The sequence below is a fragment of the Sulfuricurvum sp. genome, assembly GCF_019163035.1.
Taxonomy (GTDB): domain Bacteria; phylum Campylobacterota; class Campylobacteria; order Campylobacterales; family Sulfurimonadaceae; genus Sulfuricurvum.
The window spans coordinates 1-16,646 of sequence record NZ_JAFLKV010000122.1 but is presented as its reverse complement, the minus strand read 5'-3'; the positions used below and the strand labels follow the sequence as shown (position 1 = coordinate 16,646).

The 16,646-nt window shown below is 42.4% G+C and carries 16 protein-coding genes; 3 read left to right on the top strand and 13 right to left on the bottom strand.

All coding sequences use genetic code 11. The features are described from left to right. Positions 1-104: 104 nt before the first annotated feature. From JZU62_RS08800 to gltB, 6 genes are all read right to left on the bottom strand, one after another. Complete coding sequence (locus tag JZU62_RS08800; RefSeq protein ID WP_295013933.1) at positions 105-563, bottom strand: 23S rRNA (pseudouridine(1915)-N(3))-methyltransferase RlmH; 459 nt, start codon at positions 561-563, stop codon at positions 105-107. 64 nt (positions 564-627) lie between these two features. Beyond that, the gene (locus tag JZU62_RS08795) at positions 628-1,203 is read right to left on the bottom strand and encodes a thiamine phosphate synthase (RefSeq protein ID WP_295013931.1); all 576 of its coding nucleotides are present in this window, start codon (positions 1,201-1,203) and stop codon (positions 628-630) included. A 3-nt stretch (positions 1,204-1,206) separates the two neighbouring features. Then, the gene (gene accD / locus JZU62_RS08790; protein ID WP_295013929.1) at positions 1,207-2,049 is read right to left on the bottom strand and encodes an acetyl-CoA carboxylase, carboxyltransferase subunit beta; all 843 of its coding nucleotides are present in this window, start codon (positions 2,047-2,049) and stop codon (positions 1,207-1,209) included. Further along, a complete protein-coding gene (locus tag JZU62_RS08785; protein WP_295013927.1) occupies positions 2,046-2,774 on the bottom strand; it encodes an inositol monophosphatase family protein in 729 nt (242 codons plus the stop codon). The genes accD and JZU62_RS08785 overlap by 4 nt, the downstream gene beginning before the upstream one ends. After that, positions 2,774-4,156, bottom strand: a complete 1,383-nt coding sequence (locus JZU62_RS08780; protein ID WP_295013925.1) for a glutamate synthase subunit beta — start codon at positions 4,154-4,156, stop codon at positions 2,774-2,776. Before JZU62_RS08780 ends, JZU62_RS08785 begins: the two co-directional genes overlap by 1 nt. A gap of 5 nt (positions 4,157-4,161) precedes the next feature. Further along, the gene (gene gltB, locus JZU62_RS08775) at positions 4,162-8,595 is read right to left on the bottom strand and encodes a glutamate synthase large subunit (protein ID WP_295013923.1); all 4,434 of its coding nucleotides are present in this window, start codon (positions 8,593-8,595) and stop codon (positions 4,162-4,164) included. A gap of 180 nt (positions 8,596-8,775) precedes the next feature. Here gltB and recO point away from each other — a divergent pair, with 180 nt between their 5' ends. Continuing rightward, complete coding sequence (recO, locus tag JZU62_RS08770) at positions 8,776-9,393, top strand: recombination protein RecO (protein WP_295013921.1); 618 nt, start codon at positions 8,776-8,778, stop codon at positions 9,391-9,393. On the opposite strand, the gene JZU62_RS08765 is transcribed toward recO, so the two are convergent. Then, complete coding sequence (locus JZU62_RS08765) at positions 9,390-10,229, bottom strand: CheR family methyltransferase (protein ID WP_295013919.1); 840 nt, start codon at positions 10,227-10,229, stop codon at positions 9,390-9,392. The two genes, recO and JZU62_RS08765, sit on opposite strands and share 4 nt — an antisense overlap. After that, positions 10,222-10,800 carry a CheB methylesterase domain-containing protein gene (locus JZU62_RS08760; RefSeq protein WP_295013917.1) on the bottom strand — a complete coding sequence of 193 codons (579 nt, stop codon included), beginning with the start codon at positions 10,798-10,800 and terminating at the stop codon, positions 10,222-10,224. Before JZU62_RS08760 ends, JZU62_RS08765 begins: the two co-directional genes overlap by 8 nt. A 99-nt stretch (positions 10,801-10,899) precedes the next feature. Between JZU62_RS08760 and JZU62_RS08755 the strand changes: the two genes are divergently transcribed. Further along, a complete protein-coding gene (locus JZU62_RS08755; protein WP_295013915.1) occupies positions 10,900-11,157 on the top strand; it encodes a hypothetical protein in 258 nt (85 codons plus the stop codon). A 1-nt stretch (position 11,158) separates the two neighbouring features. Here JZU62_RS08755 and JZU62_RS08750 read toward each other — a convergent pair whose 3' ends face one another. The 5 genes from JZU62_RS08750 to JZU62_RS08730 form a co-directional block, all read right to left on the bottom strand. Further along, the gene (locus tag JZU62_RS08750; protein ID WP_295013913.1) at positions 11,159-11,563 is read right to left on the bottom strand and encodes an Rrf2 family transcriptional regulator; all 405 of its coding nucleotides are present in this window, start codon (positions 11,561-11,563) and stop codon (positions 11,159-11,161) included. Continuing rightward, a complete protein-coding gene (locus JZU62_RS08745; protein WP_295013911.1) occupies positions 11,563-12,006 on the bottom strand; it encodes a DUF4395 domain-containing protein in 444 nt (147 codons plus the stop codon). Before JZU62_RS08745 ends, JZU62_RS08750 begins: the two co-directional genes overlap by 1 nt. Positions 12,007-12,128: 122 nt before the next feature. Continuing rightward, the gene (locus tag JZU62_RS08740; protein ID WP_295013909.1) at positions 12,129-12,500 is read right to left on the bottom strand and encodes a response regulator; all 372 of its coding nucleotides are present in this window, start codon (positions 12,498-12,500) and stop codon (positions 12,129-12,131) included. Next, positions 12,497-13,819 (bottom strand): methyl-accepting chemotaxis protein, encoded by a 1,323-nt coding sequence (locus JZU62_RS08735; RefSeq protein ID WP_295013907.1) that lies wholly within the window; start codon positions 13,817-13,819, stop codon positions 12,497-12,499. Before JZU62_RS08735 ends, JZU62_RS08740 begins: the two co-directional genes overlap by 4 nt. Next, positions 13,809-15,710: an ATP-binding protein gene (locus JZU62_RS08730; protein ID WP_295013905.1), complete on the bottom strand. Its 1,902-nt coding sequence runs from the start codon at positions 15,708-15,710 to the stop codon at positions 13,809-13,811. The genes JZU62_RS08735 and JZU62_RS08730 overlap by 11 nt, the downstream gene beginning before the upstream one ends. Positions 15,711-15,811: 101 nt before the next feature. On the opposite strand from JZU62_RS08730, the gene JZU62_RS08725 reads away from it, so the two are divergent. Then, positions 15,812-16,324, top strand: a complete 513-nt coding sequence (locus tag JZU62_RS08725) for a rhodanese-like domain-containing protein (protein WP_295013903.1) — start codon at positions 15,812-15,814, stop codon at positions 16,322-16,324. The last annotated feature ends 322 nt before the right edge of the window (positions 16,325-16,646 follow it).

Genomic DNA, 16,646 nt, shown 5'->3' with positions numbered 1-16,646 from the left:
TCCATTTCACTCTCAACGCCGGTAAGATTTTTGATAATCTGAGCTTTTCGCGTCAGCAATATCTCCTCGAAATACTGCAACTCATGGTCTCTCATCAATGCTCCTCATTTGTGGTACGGGTGGTTGGCTAACAGTGAGTATGCACGGTATATCTGCTCTAGCAATACCGCCTTTGCGATTTTATGGCTCATCGTCATATCCGACAAGCTTATCACCGCATCACACTGATCCACAAAGCTTTTTTCAAAGCCGTAGGCTCCACCGATAAAAAATTGCAACGAAATTTTATCACTTATAAGCTTACTAAATGCAAAACTATCCATTTTTTTTCCCTCAGGATGGAGTGCAATCGAGTAATTTTTACCCAACATCGGTGATAATAATTTCGAATACGCTATTTGCGACGCTTCGGCGCTAATAGTGTGCGCTTTAACTACCTCTTTTGGGAACAATTCAACGTCATCCACTTTGGCAAATCGGGAGATCATTTTCATCTGTTCTTGGTAGAGTGGATCATACAGCGAACGCTCTTTTTTAGCAATGGTCACAATTGAAATGTTCATAATTCTGCCTCGAACGAGGTAAGCTTTAGTGCCATAGCGGCTAGCGTAGCCGAATGGGTTTTACTCATTTGGCGTTCTCATCAGAAATAAGTCCTGATGCAATCACATGATAAGTGACATGATTAAAAGTATCATCGAGCTTGACTCCACCTATAGCCGCTACAGGATGCTTAGAATGAGAGGCAATAGTATCAAGATGCTCACCTAACACTTTGGCGTCCGATTTCGTCGAGGTAGCACGATAAGCACCTAATCCGATGTAGTTCAAATCCAATGTGTTCGCAATCTCTACCTCATGAGCATTATGGGTAGAGAGACCGATGAGTTTATCCTCACCGATGGCCAATTTCAATATTTTGATGGCACGAATGGGGTCAGAATCGATCATAACTAAATCTTCTTGCCCGATATGGACACCATCACAAAATTGCGCCAGTTCATAATGATCGTTGATGATTAAAAACCCTTCCCATATTTTACGCAACGCGATCAAATCGGTTTTGATTGTAGCAATGTCAGCGTGTTTATTTCGGTATTGGAGAACCACAGCCCCCAGCGCCTTGGCACGCGAAGCAAAGGTGAGAATATCCACCGCACTTTTGTGAAGTGTGTCGATATCACAAAGAGCGTAAAGTTGCATAGATCAAGGAAGTAGGAGTTTGAGCATATCACTCAATGTCTCTTTGAGTTCACTCCGCTCCACGATCATATCGATGGAGCCTTTTTCGAGCAAGAACTCAGCTCTTTGGAACCCTTCCGGTAAATCAGACCCGATGGTTTGTTTGATAACACGCTGACCCGCAAAACCGACCAAGGCACCCGGTTCTGCGATAATGATGTCACCCAACGTCGCGAAAGAGGCACTCACCCCACCCATCGTCGGATCGGTTAAGAGTGAGATATACGGAAGCTTCGCATTGGCTAATTTTGCCAAAGCAGCTGACGTTTTCGACATCTGCATAAGGGAGAATGTACTCTCTTGCATACGTGCTCCACCGCTGGCACTCACGATGATAAGACCCATACGCTTCTCAATCGCACGGTTGACCGCACGGACGATTTTTTCACCCTCTACTGAACCTAGTGAACCGCCCATAAAGTTGAAATCGAATACAACGAGTTGTGCAGGAACCTCATTAATCGTACATTCACCGCTCACGACGGATGAGTAGGTACCGTTTTTGGCAAAGCCTTCTTCAATACGTGCTGCGTAGCTTTTTTTATCGACGAAATTAATCGGATCGACGGGGCGAAGATTGTCATCGAATTCAACAAAACTCCCCTCATCCGTGATAAGTGCTAAACGCTCCTTAACACCGATACGGAGGTGAAACCCACATTTAGGGCACACATGGTTTTGTTTTTCAATCTCTTTGTAGTACATCAACGACTGGCAAGAGGGGCATTTTACCCAGTGAGACGGTGCCTCGCTTTTGGTGGGCTGTTTTTTCTTTTCGGAGTCCCCGAACAGGTTAAATAGACTCAAAAATACTCCTTTTCTACAATCAAACGTATCTGCTCAAAAAGCTCTTTATCCGCACTGATGAGGATATATCTATCATCATTAAACACGTGCAAGTGTTGGCTCAAATAGAGTCCGGCTTGGATATCAAAGCAGCGCATTGTACCCAAAAATAGCACATATTTTACATAAGGGGCATACGCCAACGATAAGGCAAGGGCTCCGGGGGATCTAAATTTCAGCTTTTTATCCATCAATTTTCGAACCAATTCAGGGTGTTCGGGAGCCTTTTCAAAAAGTCCTATTTTGGCGGAAAAATTACTCTTAATCTCACGTTTTATATCAGGATTTTGGAGTGTTATGGAGTAATATTCCTCTTCTGTACGTATAAATACCTCACCGTTTGCGAGATTAGCGACAACCGCTTCAGTCGTTTTATCTCCATTCATTCGAGCAATAGAGATGCCATAATAAGGAAATTTTGAGACGAAGTTATCACTGCCGTCGATGGGGTCGAGGTAAATAGTAATAGAGGATTCGGGAGACATCCAACCGCTCTCTTCGGAATAAATCGATCCAAAGGGGGAGAGATGCTTATAAAAGATTGCTTCGGCTTTGAGATCGACACCGTTACTGATGTCACCGCCAAAGCCCTGTTCATACAATGCAAATAAGTTGTCGTTCCCCTCTTTGATAAGGGAAGCGCCCTCTTGACACGCAGTAATAGCAGCTTGGATAAAAAGGCTCATTAACCCAGCAATGATTTTACAATAGAACGAGCCGCTTCACGTCCGTCATACGCCGCAGTTACGACGAGATCGGCACCGCGATAGCAATCTCCTCCGGCATAGATACCCGAAGTGGTTGTCTCGTGCTTATCGTTAATAATAATTCCACCCCAACTGTTAACCGAGATACCGTTTTCAGCCAAAAATGGAGGGACACACGGATCAAATCCGAGTGCCATAATGATGACATCGGCGTTGACGTTGAAATCGCCCCCTTTGACCTCTTCCATCTTTTGACGACCGGACTCATCTTTGGCACCGAGGATGGTTTTAGCCATGTGGATACCGACTGCTTTGCCGCCGTCATTTAAAATGACCTCTTTCGGAGAAGCGTTAAAGGTAAAATCAACCCCCTCTTCGATGGCATTTTTGTACTCTTTGACCGAGCCCGGCATATTGTGTGCATCACGACGATAGAGACACGTTACACTTTTTGCCCCCTCACGTTTTGCGGTACGGACACAGTCCATAGCGGTATCACCGCCACCGATAACCACTACATCGAGATCTTTGAAATCAAATTTTTTCTCGTACGAAGAACCAAAGTTTTTACGCTGAATCGCACTCAAATACTCCATCGACATATAAACATTCGATGCGTTCTCGCCTGAGATTTTAGCTCCCTTGGCTTTGGTCGCACCGATACCGATAAAGAGGGCATCATGTTTGTCGGCAATGGTATCAAACTCGATATCTTTCCCCACTTCACAGTTTGTGACAAGCTCTAATCCTGCTTCAATGAGTAGATTAACACGTCGTTCAACGATTTTTTTATCGAGTTTAAAATTCGGGATACCGTAGGTAAGGAGTCCACCCGCACGATCACTACGCTCATACATCGTTACCGCAATACCTGAGCGGAGGAGATACGTCGCGGCAGAGAGACCTGCTGGACCTGAGCCGATAATCGCTACTTTTTTGTTCGTAGTGATCCCTGGGAAGTACGGTTTAAGCCCTTGTTTAAACCCCTCTTCGTTGATAAACGTCTCAACCCCGCCGATGGTAATGGCACCGTGGCCGTCGTTAAGGGTACAATCTCCCTCACACAGACGATCTTGAGGACAGACGCGCCCCATTACTTCGGGAAACGGTGATGGCTCATTCGAGAGGTTAAACGCAAATTTCAAATCTTTTTCCGCAACGGCTTTGAGCCATTGTGGGATGTAGTTGTGCAATGGGCATTTGTTCAAACAAAACGGATCGCCGCATTGGATACAGCGGTCACTTTGTGAGCTTGCATCGCTCACGCCCATCGGCTCATAAATCTCGCTAAAATCTTTTAGACGCTGTAAAACAAGGCGTTTTGTAGGTTCGAGACGCTCAATCGTTAAAAATTCTCTCATATTTCTTAGTCCCCTTTATCAGGATTGAGTGGCAATTTGGTTAGGTTTTTCGGGCGAACAAGCCAGAAATTTCGGATTTCGACACGGAAATTTTTCAATAGATTTTGTGCCATTTCACTCTCGGTTTCCGCAACGTACTCTTTCAAAAGACGTTTAAGATAGTGGCGCGCTTCATCGCCGTCATCCGTATCGATACGCAACGCATCGATCAACTCACGGTTAACATTTTCGACAAAACTGTGGTCTTGATCATACACAAACGCAAAACCGCCCGTCATACCCGCACCGAAATTAATACCTGTTTTCCCGAGGATAATAACAACCCCTCCGGTCATGTATTCACACGCGTTGTCCCCCGTCCCCTCGACGATAGCGAGAGCACCCGAGTTACGAACCGCAAAACGCTCTCCGACCGAACCGGAGATAAAGAGTTTACCCCCCGTCGCACCGTAGAGGCACGTATTACCGCCTGCGGCAAACGCTTCGCCTTGGTTTTGGGATTTAATGACGATTTTACCGCCGTGCATCCCTTTACCGATATAGTCATTCGCTACACCCTCAAGATGGATAGAGACACCGTTGATCAAGAACGCACCCAAGGCTTGACCTGCGATCCCTTTGAGCTGGATACGGATCGTGTCGGATTTAAGACCTGCATCACCGTAATAATGGGCGATTTCACCGCTGATACGAGCACCAAAACTACGATTTAGGTTACAAATATCACGAACGATACGGATCGGACGCTCAGGATTTTTGATCGCATCCATCGCTTCGGTAAGAACCTCTTTTTCAAACTCATTCGCATCAAATGGTTCATTGCTTGAAGATTGGCAGGTATTAACCCCCTCTTCACGGTGCAATACGGAGCTGAAATCGAATTTTTTTGCAAAGTCATTATCGATGACGCTCAGTAAATCACTGCGTCCTACTAACTCTTCTATCGTTTTGTACCCAAGCTGAGCCATAATTTTACGGACATCTTCTGCCAAGTAAGTGAAATAGTTAATCAGTTGTTCAACCGTACCGTTGAAGAATTCACCGCGTAATTTTTCGTTTTGGGTTGCGATACCGACAGAGCATTTGTTCACGTGACAGATACGGAGCATTTTACATCCGATGATAGTGAGTGCTCCCGTACCGAACGCATAACTCTCAGCACCTAATAGTGCCGCTTTCATAATATCTTGACCCGTTTTAAGTCCGCCGTCTGTTTGAACGTGAACTAGACCGCGTAAGTTATTCACTTTGAGCGCATTATGGGCTTCTGATAGTCCAAGCTCCCACGGATTCCCCGCAAATTTGATCGAGGTGAGCGGTGCCGCACCCGTACCGCCATCACCGCCGGAAATGATGATTTTGTCAGCATACGCTTTTGCAACACCCGCCGCGATAGTTCCAACACCCGCAGAAGAGACGAGTTTAACCGCTACGGTTGCGCTCGGGTTGACCTGCTTCATATCGAAAATGAGCTGTGCCAAATCCTCGATGGAGTAGATATCATGATGAGGCGGAGGCGAGATCAATGTCACACCCGGCATCGTGTAGCGAAGGCGTGCAATGAGACCGCTTACTTTATGCCCCGGAAGCTGTCCGCCCTCACCCGGTTTTGCCCCTTGGGCTACTTTGATCTGAATCTCTTCGGCGGAACGGAGGTACGCAGGAGTTACCCCGAAGCGTCCCGATGCAACCTGTTTGATTTTAGAGTTTTTGAGCGTTCCGAAACGTGCCGCGTCTTCTCCACCCTCACCCGAGTTACTTTGCGCTCCGATGGTGTTCATCGCTACCGCAACACACTCATGTGCTTCAGGAGAGATCGATCCGAGCGACATTGCCGCAGAGGCGAACCGTTTGAAAATAGCCTCTTTCGGTTCCACTTCAGAAATGTCGATGCTTGGACGATCTGATTTGAACTCGAAGAAATCGCGGATAAATTTTTGTCCGCGACTGTTGATCAATGTGCTAAGTTTATCAAAATCTTCTCGTTTACCGGTTTTAGAAACTTTATGAATCGCATGGATGACATCCGGATTGAAATCATGGTGCTCTTGACCGTTGTAGAATTTGTAGTAACCACCGATTTTGAGTGGGAAGATTTTATTGAATCCCCCCACTTCAAATGCTTCTTTGTGGTTTCGCTCTAAACGTGCATCGATATCGTCATACGTTAGCCCCGGAATCATCGCATGGGATTCTCCGAAACACTCGTGTACGATCTCTTTACTCAACCCGATAACATCGAACAATCCTGAGTTGCGGTACGATGCAATCGTCGCAATCCCCATTTTAGACATGATTTTCAATAGTCCCGCGTTGAGGGCATGATGAACTGATTTAAAGGCATCCGAACAGCTCACTTCATTGACACTGTTCTCTGCACGTGCGGCTACTGTAGCAAAAAGAAGTGTCGGATAAACCGCGCTTGCTCCGTATGCGATCAATGTTGCCGCACCGTGAGAATCGATCACCTCAGAGGTACACGCGACGATAGAGACCAAATGACGGATTCGCTCATCCAAAAGTGCGCGACTGATACGCCCCACTGCCATGACCATAGGGATCGCTTTGTGATCTTTATCAAAACCGCTATCGTCGAGGATAACAATACGGACACCCTCTTCGCGAACCGCTTTGATCACTTGTGCAACCAATGCTTCAAGCGCCGATTTTAATGAACCGCTATACGCAGTAGAAAACTCTTGATTGGAATAAAAAGATTGATAGCGCGGTGATTTTTTATCCCCGAACGATTTAAGCACTTCGAGTTTTTCGCGAACGATGATCGGAGAGATCGCTTTGAGACGATTTGCATGGGATGGGATCTCATCGAGAATATTATGAGTCTCACCAAATCCGGTGTTCAAACTCATCACTACTTTTTCGCGGATAGGGTCGATAGGCGGATTCGTAACTTGGGCAAAGCGTTGTTTAAAATAATCGGTGAAATGACGCTGTACACTACTAAATGCCGCGAGAGGAGTATCATCCCCCATCGATCCAACCGCCTCTTTACCGTCACGCATCATCGGCTCAATCACTTGTTCCACCACCTCTTGGGTAATGTTAAAATAGCGTTGGCGCTCGATCAAAGTAGAAGCATCATATTCACAACGGGTCACATATTGTTGTTCCACATGCTCTTGGAGATAGATCATATGGTCATTAAGCCATTTCATGTACGGATTTGAGGATTTGAGATATTGGTTAATATCTTCGTCTTTAAGCACTTTTCCGAACTTCAAATCCAAACCGATCATTTGACCTGACTGTAAACGTCCGCGCTCTTTGATCTGATCTTCACTGATATCGATAACACCATACTCACTGGCGATCAGGAGAGTATCATCATGAGTGATAATGTATTTAGATGGGCGAAGACCGTTACGATCCAGTACACATCCGATATAACGACCATCGGTCAAAGAGAACGCCGCAGGGCCGTCCCATGCTTCAAAAACCGTCGAGTGGTATTCATAAAACGCACGAAGCTGTGGATCCATGTGCGGTGCATTTTGCCACGGTGCAGGGATTACGGCGCGCGCCGCTTTGAAGAAATCCATCCCGTTGATGATCAAAAACTCAAAAAAGTTATCGGCACTCGCACTATCCGAACCGCCCGGTTGGAGGATTGGGAGGAGACGAGCGATCTCTTCGTCCGTGAATACTTCACTTTTAATCGATTCGGATTTAACCGCTACATTAAAACGGTTTGCTTCGACCGAATTGATCTCACCGTTGTGGGCAACCGCACGGAACGGTTGAGCCAAACGCCATTTTGGGAGGGTATTGGTCGAGAAACGTTGGTGAAAAAGGGCAAACGATATTTTAAAATTTTCATCTTGTAAATCGATATAAAATTCTTTGATATGCGTCGGCATAATCAAACCTTTATACGAAATAACACGAGCCGACATCGAGGCAATGTAAAAATCTTGATCTTCAACAAAAGCGTGTTCAATCTCTTTACGACTAAGATACAACAGTGCATCAAAACGCTGTGTCGCCATCAATGAATTCGGAGTTATAAAAATATGGTAAATTTCAGGCAACGATGCGAGCGCTTGCTCACCCAAGGCATTCGTATCGACCGGAACTTTGCGCTTTAAAACGACTTTTAAATCATTATCATTACAAATTTTTTCGAAATGTCCCAATTGAGCGGCATCTCGGATAAATACCATAGCCACAGCATACATATCAGGGAGTTCAACCCCTGCATCTTGCGCAACGGTGCGCATAAACTCATGCGGAAGGGAGAGAAGCAATCCGCTTCCATCACCTGTTTTACCATCAGCGGCAACCGCTCCACGGTGCATCATTCTCTCTAAAGCCGTAATGGCATTTTCTAAATTTTCATGCGAAGGACGGTTTTTGATATTTGCAATCAAACCAAATCCGCAGTTATCTTTAAATGATCGTAATAGGTCTTGGTATTCCACTCTAATCGTCACCTTTCACCAGAAAAATCGGCAAATTGATATTTTTTAATCTCTTTTTAAACATAAGTAGTTTAAAGGGAGATGAAATTTTCTTATTTTACTGCTTGTTAGGTTAAAAAAGGTTAAAATGACGGCAAATAATGAAGATATTAAAAAATAATGTGTAGAGTAGAACCATAAATGCAGGGCTTCATCATCAAACTTACCCGTGTACGCGAAGAAGATATGATTGTCACTATCATAGCCGAGGAAAGCTTACAGACCCTTTATCGCTTCTACGGCGCACGTCATAGCCCTATCAATATGGGATTCAGAATCGATTACGAAGCCGAACACTCCCTCAAATCTTCCATCCCACGAATGAAAGATGTTATCCATCTCGGATTCGGCTGGATGGGAGAGTATGAGCGGCTTCGTCTGTGGCAGCAGTTTATTACCCTCTTTCATCCCCACCTCAAAGATTCCGAGTCCATCGGAGATTTTTACTTTGCTCTGCTCAACGATGCATCGATCCGCTGGAGAGATCAAAACCCAAAACGGGTAGCCATCGAATCCTATGTCAAAATGCTCGATTACGAGGGGAGGCTCCATCGGGAGCTGAACTGCTTTTTTTGTGATCTCCCTATCGAAGAAAATATCTCATTGATTCGGGCTTTTTTACCCGCCCATACCGACTGTTCCCATACTCTCTCGATTAATTCAAAAGGGCTTGAATGGCTATACACCAACGCTTCTACCCTGTTTTTAGATGATCGTGAAGTGGAACGGTTATGGTACATTCTCAATGAGGGGTTTTAACTAATCTTGTAAAACTTCACTCCCTGTTCATAATGTTCAACCAAGGTAGGGGGAGTCTTCACAAAATCAGCATGACCGAAAAAAAATAAAGATTCTTTGCTTCGAGCCAATCTTCCCAATCGCTCAACCGCTCGTAACACAGTCGCTTCATCAAAATAGATCAGCATATTACGTGAAAAAATCGTATCAAATTTCCCCAAGTCAAAAAGTTTATCATCAAAAATATTGATGGTATCAAAAGTGACTAAACGCTTTATCTCATCACAGATTTTAAACGTATCACCTTCTTTGATAAAATATTTTTCTTGGAGAGGCTGCGGTGTTTTGTGCAAGGATCGGAGACTGTAATGCCCCTCTTTTGCCAACGTAATAACATCACTGTTAATATCGATAGAGATAATCTCAATTCTATTAGAGGGAACACCAGCGCTCATCAAAGCAATCGCAATCGAATAAGGTTCTTCTCCCGTTGAACCGGGGGCACATAAAATACGAATATTTTCTCTGCTTGCGACCACTTTTTCAGTTAAATAATAAATCTGACGTGACTCTCTAAAAAAATAGGTCTCGTTTACAGTTAGTAGATTTATCAGCGCTTCGAGGATTTCAGGGTCATGTTCAAGACATACATATAACTCTTCAAAAGTGCTAATATGGTGATTTCGGCAAAAATGGATCAATTTTGTGGTCGTAATAGACTCTTTTTGGTTAAAATGGATCCCTGTAATCGCAGTAAATTTTGTTAAGACCGCCGTTGGATTAACAAAATTTTCCAGGTTTGGAATCTTCTTTTCATGAGGCACAGTATCTTTTCTCGATCTCAACCAGCTAAACATTGAAATCTCCGAAGTTGATTATTTGTTCAATAATTTCATCGATAGAGCCTACATTTGCGCAACTCACCAACTCTTTCGCACGTCGCGGCATCCCAAAAACAATCGAGCTCTCTTCGCTCTCAAAAAGGCAACATCCTCCTGATTCATGAAGGGCTAATGATCCATGAGCGCCATCATCTCCAATCCCCGTAAGGATTATTCCCAAACGATTTAGTGTTGAGGGAAGGTGTGATGCCGACGTAAACAACGGATCGATTTGAGGGTTATAGGGATAATCGTTAGCTTCCATCGGTTCAATCCAAACTTCTCTCTCTTTTAGAATCAAATGAGAGGTCACTGAGCAAACGTAAATAGATCCTCGATTCATTTTAAGGGGATGCTCAACCGCTAAGATCGGAAGGGAGACAATGGTTTGAAGCTGAGTAATAAAACTGGGAATAAATGCGGCGCTCATGTGTTGCGCAATCACAATAGTTCCATCAAAATCAGCATCTAACGCTGATAGAATCGAATAAATACGACCCGGTCCTCCCGTAGAGGCACCGATAAGAATAAGTGCAGAAATGTTCATAGCGTATTCTATCCAATAAATTCATTATCAAATAGATTATTATGGGTACGTTTTTTGCTTGTTAATATAAAATATCAATCCACATACAATGAGATAATGATGCGCATTAATAAAGCGAGTGAAGCGGTTTTAGCTAAATATGCCGCTCCCAACCAGAAGCTCCACGTTGAGCCCTTCTCTAAAACTCACTCAATAACTAAAAAAGCGTCTTCGCTTCAAGATTTTTATGAAGAGATGCTCTCTAAAAGCCATTGCTTAGTTGAACAAGTTTATAATGGAAAAAGTGCCCAAGAAATAGAATTGATGATGATGCAAAACCGTAGGTTGATTGAAAGTCATAAAGCAATACAACGATAAATTATATCTCGTAGTAGTGCGGTTGATACGCCTGATCAAGTTCGGAGAGCTTCATGTTAAACAAAGCTCTCATCTTCTCTTCGATATCGCCCCAAAAGTACTCTAAGATCAGACTTGATCCCATGTTTCCTTCTATTTTATAAAACGGTCCCTCTAATGCTTCAATAATCTCAATCACTTCAATCTCATGGCTCGCTCGGGAGAGTTTATAGCCGCCTGAGGCTCCGCGTATACTGCTTACTAACTTATTACGACGTAAAATAGAGAGAAGCTGTTCGAGATAACCATGTGATATCTGTGTCATAGCCGAAATCTCTCTCACCTGCATGGCACGTGCATGAGGGGCATGTGAAAGAACATGCATCGCCGCCAAACCATAAATAGCCTTTGATGAGAGAGCTGCCATTATTCAAACCCTTTTGGATAAATTTTTTTGACAATATAATAAATTTTGCACGCGATGCAATAGCCAAACAGTAATTCCAAAGCCGCACAAAACAGAAAAATACCGGCAATAAAAGCAACTACATTATCTGCCCCTGCCAAAGACCCAATCAGCAAAGCAATCGTAAATCCACTTCCAAAAAATGCTGCAAGGCGTTTCGCACCAGCATCTTCCATTTTAACTGGTAAAGCAAATCTTTTTTGAATATACAGTGAGCTTATATTAACTGGGCTGTATTGTTTAAATCCATACAAACGTAGTATGAAATCAGCTATCAATAATAGTAAAACAATAGAACTTTGTGTCCATAAAAATGCAACAATACCAATTATTACAAAGAGTGTATTAATTCGAGTAATGGTTGCATCAACTTGTCGAAAAATGAGTGGGCATTGTTGAGACATACTCTTCTCCTAAATTTTTCACCATTTTAATATAGGATTTTTCTATTGTCAACTATTCATACCATATTACTAATGTATAAAATTTGGAGATAAAAAAAAGCGGGAATCAATCCCGCTCTCTATTATTTGCGTTCTTGTATCAGCTCGCGCACTTTTTTTTCTACACTGGCTAATGAATCGAACGGTTTAAGAAGATAATGATCGGCTCCAACCTTATGACTCTGCAAGACTTTGTCGAGCGTTGAATAAGCGGTCATCATAACAACAACACACTCAGGGTCTTTGGCTTTAATCTCTTCGAGCACACTCAAGCCGTCTTTTTGGGGCATCATAATATCAAGTAGTACCCCATCATATTCACCTTTTTTAAAACGACTCAAAGCGGTAAGTGGGTTATCTATATAAGTGGTTTTAAAATCCCCTGACCGCCCTAATCCTTTTTCAAGCATCGTCCCAATGGATTGTTCATCGTCTATGATTAATAATCGTATCATTTTAATCCTCCAAATAGTTTGTCAATTGCACTTCCCATCAAGTCTTCGGTTTTCTCTGCAACTAAGATATCTAATGCTTCAAATACATGATGACTCGCCTCTTCAATCGTTTTAATCCGCTGCTCAATTTGAGTACGAGAACACAGTTTTTTTCCATCACCGCAATCAGCAATTAACGCATTCGCTTGGGAGTGAACAGCCGCATGAGGTTTTTCTAACATGCTGTATGATTTAAGATGACCAAATTGTTCTTTTCCAACCCCTGTATCATACCATTTGCCCAATCGACAGTTATGATGATCAACCGCTTTGAAATTATTTTCTTGACCGAACAAGAACGCATATACATTATTTTTGAAAATAACATGGTCAATTTTTGCCAAATTACTAAAAATATAGTTGCTGATATCCATAATCTCATACACGCTACGCGATGAGTTTCGTTGAAACGTCCCCATACGAGTACTGAGTTCAGAAACTTCCCCTTTGGTACTGGAAACGATCCCTGAGAGCTCTTCGGTTGCACTCTCAATCTCATTGGTATCTTGCTGCATCGATTGAATAACGATCTCAATCTCTTTAGTCGCTTTTTGTGTCCGTTCTGCCAGTTTACGTACCTCATCGGCAACAACGGCAAACCCACGACCATGTTCACCCGCACGTGCCGCTTCGATTGCTGCATTTAGTGCAAGAAGGTTGGTTTGATCAGCTATATCTTTAATCAATGCAATAACGTTGGATACTTCATGAGAACGGGTAACAAGGCTTGCGGTGGTTGAGAGTGTCCCCTCCATTAATTCGGCAAGTTTATTCATATACTCATCAACATGATTAGCAATTTTTAGCCCCTGAACTGACCCTTCAGCCGTCTCACGAGATTGATTTACCATATCTTTGAGTTTCTCTAAGATATCCATAAATACTTTTTGAGTTGCATTTAACGCCTCTTTGATACTGTGCTGATGCATCTCTAACAATCCGCCATCCTCACTACCAACAACCGATGACTTGACCAGAATAAATCCTTTCATTCCATTGCTCAAATTTTTAGTAATGACCGATGCTTCACACTCTCCGACGACTATCTCTTTTGAGTTTTTAGATAATTCTCGTATAACCGCATCTTTATTGGTAATTGATTCACCTCGCGTATTGAAGAATATCGCTTTACCCTGAGCATTTAAAACGACTAATGCCTCTTTGTCACTTAATGCAGCTATCTCTTTGTAAAGCTCTAATTCGGCTTTGAGTTCAGTACACTCTTTTTCCAACCGCTCTTTTTCTTCTCTGAGTTTTTGTGTTTCTCCATCAAACCACATTTGACTTCTCCTCATACGTTTTTAATGATATTTCAAAAGTTGCACCCTGATTTTCATTGCTCACTTTAATAATACCTCCATGCTTTTCGATAATCGCTTTAGCTACGTTTAATCCGATTCCCATGCTCTTTTTTTTATCTCCGCTGATTGCAAAATCAAAAATGCCGTCAAGCATCACCTCTGGTATTCCGCCCGCATTGTCTTTGATCGTAATGGTAATGATTTCTTGATTACAAAAGAAGCAAATATCTATACCACGATTTTCATACGCCATTGTACCCTTTTCAAACTCATCTAATGCATTATTTAGAATTATAATCCACACTTGCTCCAGACGATTTGATATTCCCATGGTAAAACATCCCAATGATTCATAGTTGCTGGTGAGAGAGAAAAGCTCTCCGTTGATACGAATAGGAACGATATGCTTTGAGCGGTTCATAACTATTCTAAGGGCATAAATCAATGTCATATGAACATTACACGGCTTCATCTCTTCTTTTCCTGTACCGGCAAACTCATACATGGAACCAACAATCGACTCTATCCGTGCAATTCCCTCTTGAATCGGTTGAAATAAAGAGAGCGTTTCGGGTAGTTTTTCTTCACATTCCCACTGGAGCAATTCCAAATTTCCTTTAATATACGTGATAGGAGTATTAATCTCATGGGTTATTGCGGCGGCAAGACGTCCGACACTCATCAGTTTAGCATCGTTAATTTTATCCTCTTTTAGCCTTTCCAATGGAGTGACATCGATAAAATAAAGGATATGATACTCTTCGCTGCGAATCATCGGGTTAGGCATTGAACTGATGTGTACTGTAAAAAATTGCTTACTTTGATTTAGGTACTCCATCACCAACCGTCCATCAATCTCGCCGTTGTAAACTTGCATGAAAATAGATTCCAATACCTCTTTTCGAGTTGCCCCGTTTATGGTAATGGGCTTTAATCCTCCGGATGTTTCAGCATACCAAATACATAAAGCACACGATGAGAAGAACTCTTCATTTCTCTTAAAATCATTAACTTCCAAATACTTTTTGTTGACCAAAATTGCTTCATAACTATGATTAAACAGTACCGTCAAAGATGACTCTGTATCAATAAGCTGCTCTACACTGGCTAAAATTGCACGATTAACTTCACTAACATCTTGAGCAATACAAACAATTTCTTCTATTTCTCCATATTTATCACGAATAGCATAAATCGTACTGTCGACAGTTTTTAGTTCACCTTTGGAACTCACTAATTCGATAATACCTCGATAAATTTCTCCTGCTTTGAGCCGTTCACGTACCAATGAACGTAGAAAAACCCAAAAACGGCGTTCCACAAAGCGCATCCAATGACTTCCAATCATCGTATCACTCTGATAATCCAACAATCGGCACAATAAATCATTGACCTCTATAATAAGACCGTTCTCTTCCATTCGGATCAAAAGTGAGGTTTTTGAAATGGCTCCAAACATCAAATTAATTTGATTATAGGCTTTTTGAGCATGCTTTGCCTCTAATGATTGGCGCATTAGCCGTTCTGCTACTTTTTGTACCGCACTGGGAAGTAATGGTTTGAGAAGGTATTTATCAACCCCCACATCGATAGCCTGCAAAAAGAGATCACTCCCATGAGCACTCGAAATCACAACCGTTTTGATTGAAGAATTTTCACTTTTACTGCGACTAATCGTCTCGAAAATATCACTGCTCATCTGCATGGGATGCAAAATGAGAAGATCGATATCCTCATAACTTTCAGGTAAATGACTTTGGATACTTACATGTGCATCCAATTCTTGTAGCACTTCTCCGAAAGGATCATGATAAGGATCGTTATTATCACTCCAGTCGGTTACATATATAATCTGTAGTATCTCAGTCATGTCCCATCATTTTTTTTCCATAATGGTACATTAATTTTATTCATCTGCGTATAATCTTCTTAGGATACAATCACATCAATTATTTTGCTAAGGTTAACATTATGAAAAAAATACTCTTTGCTTTAGTGTTTTGTGTCACATTAAACGCGGATGATATCTACGAAGGAGACGTTAGTGCTACCGAAGCACATGAGATGCAAAAAAAAGGCTCAGCGATCATTGTCGATGTCCGAACTACCCTAGAATACATCTACACAGGTCACGGTGAGGGATTTATTAACATCCCTGCATATGAGTGGACTTATATCCCGAAATCAATCGAAGAGCGGGTAAAAAGTGCCGAATTTGAACTCAAAACCGATAAGCCCAAAGATCACAAAGATATCCAAAAACTCTACGATGCCAAAGAGGTTTTTAATAAAAACTTTGTCGCTGATGTTATGCGGGCGATGAAACTTCGCAACGTCGATTCAGTTATCCTCGTATGTCGAAGCGGACCACGTTCTACTGCAGCCGCAAATCTCCTCGCCAAAGAGGGGATTAAGGCTTATAATCTTGAAAATGGTTTTATGTTCGGATGGAAAGAGGCAAAATTGCCGTATGATGGGTATTGATACCTAATTTATTTTTGAGTAGATTGATGATGAGATGATAGCTCGGAGGGTAGCTATCCCCCCGTTTTTAACTAATGTAATATGGGTGCGAACACCATTACAATTAGAAAAGCTATCATAAATTTGTAAATCAAGAAGGCTATCTCCTTTCAAGAGATGCTACCCGCTTCCACCCTACCTGCCAAAAAAATTGGCAAAAAAAAAGGCGAAAGCCCGAAAGCCCCCGCCTTGCATCTTTCTATCCGCTAGCTACACGGAAAGAGGTTGCACTTCTTGATTACCTTGAAATTATATCACGATTTTTTCATTAATAGCACTAACG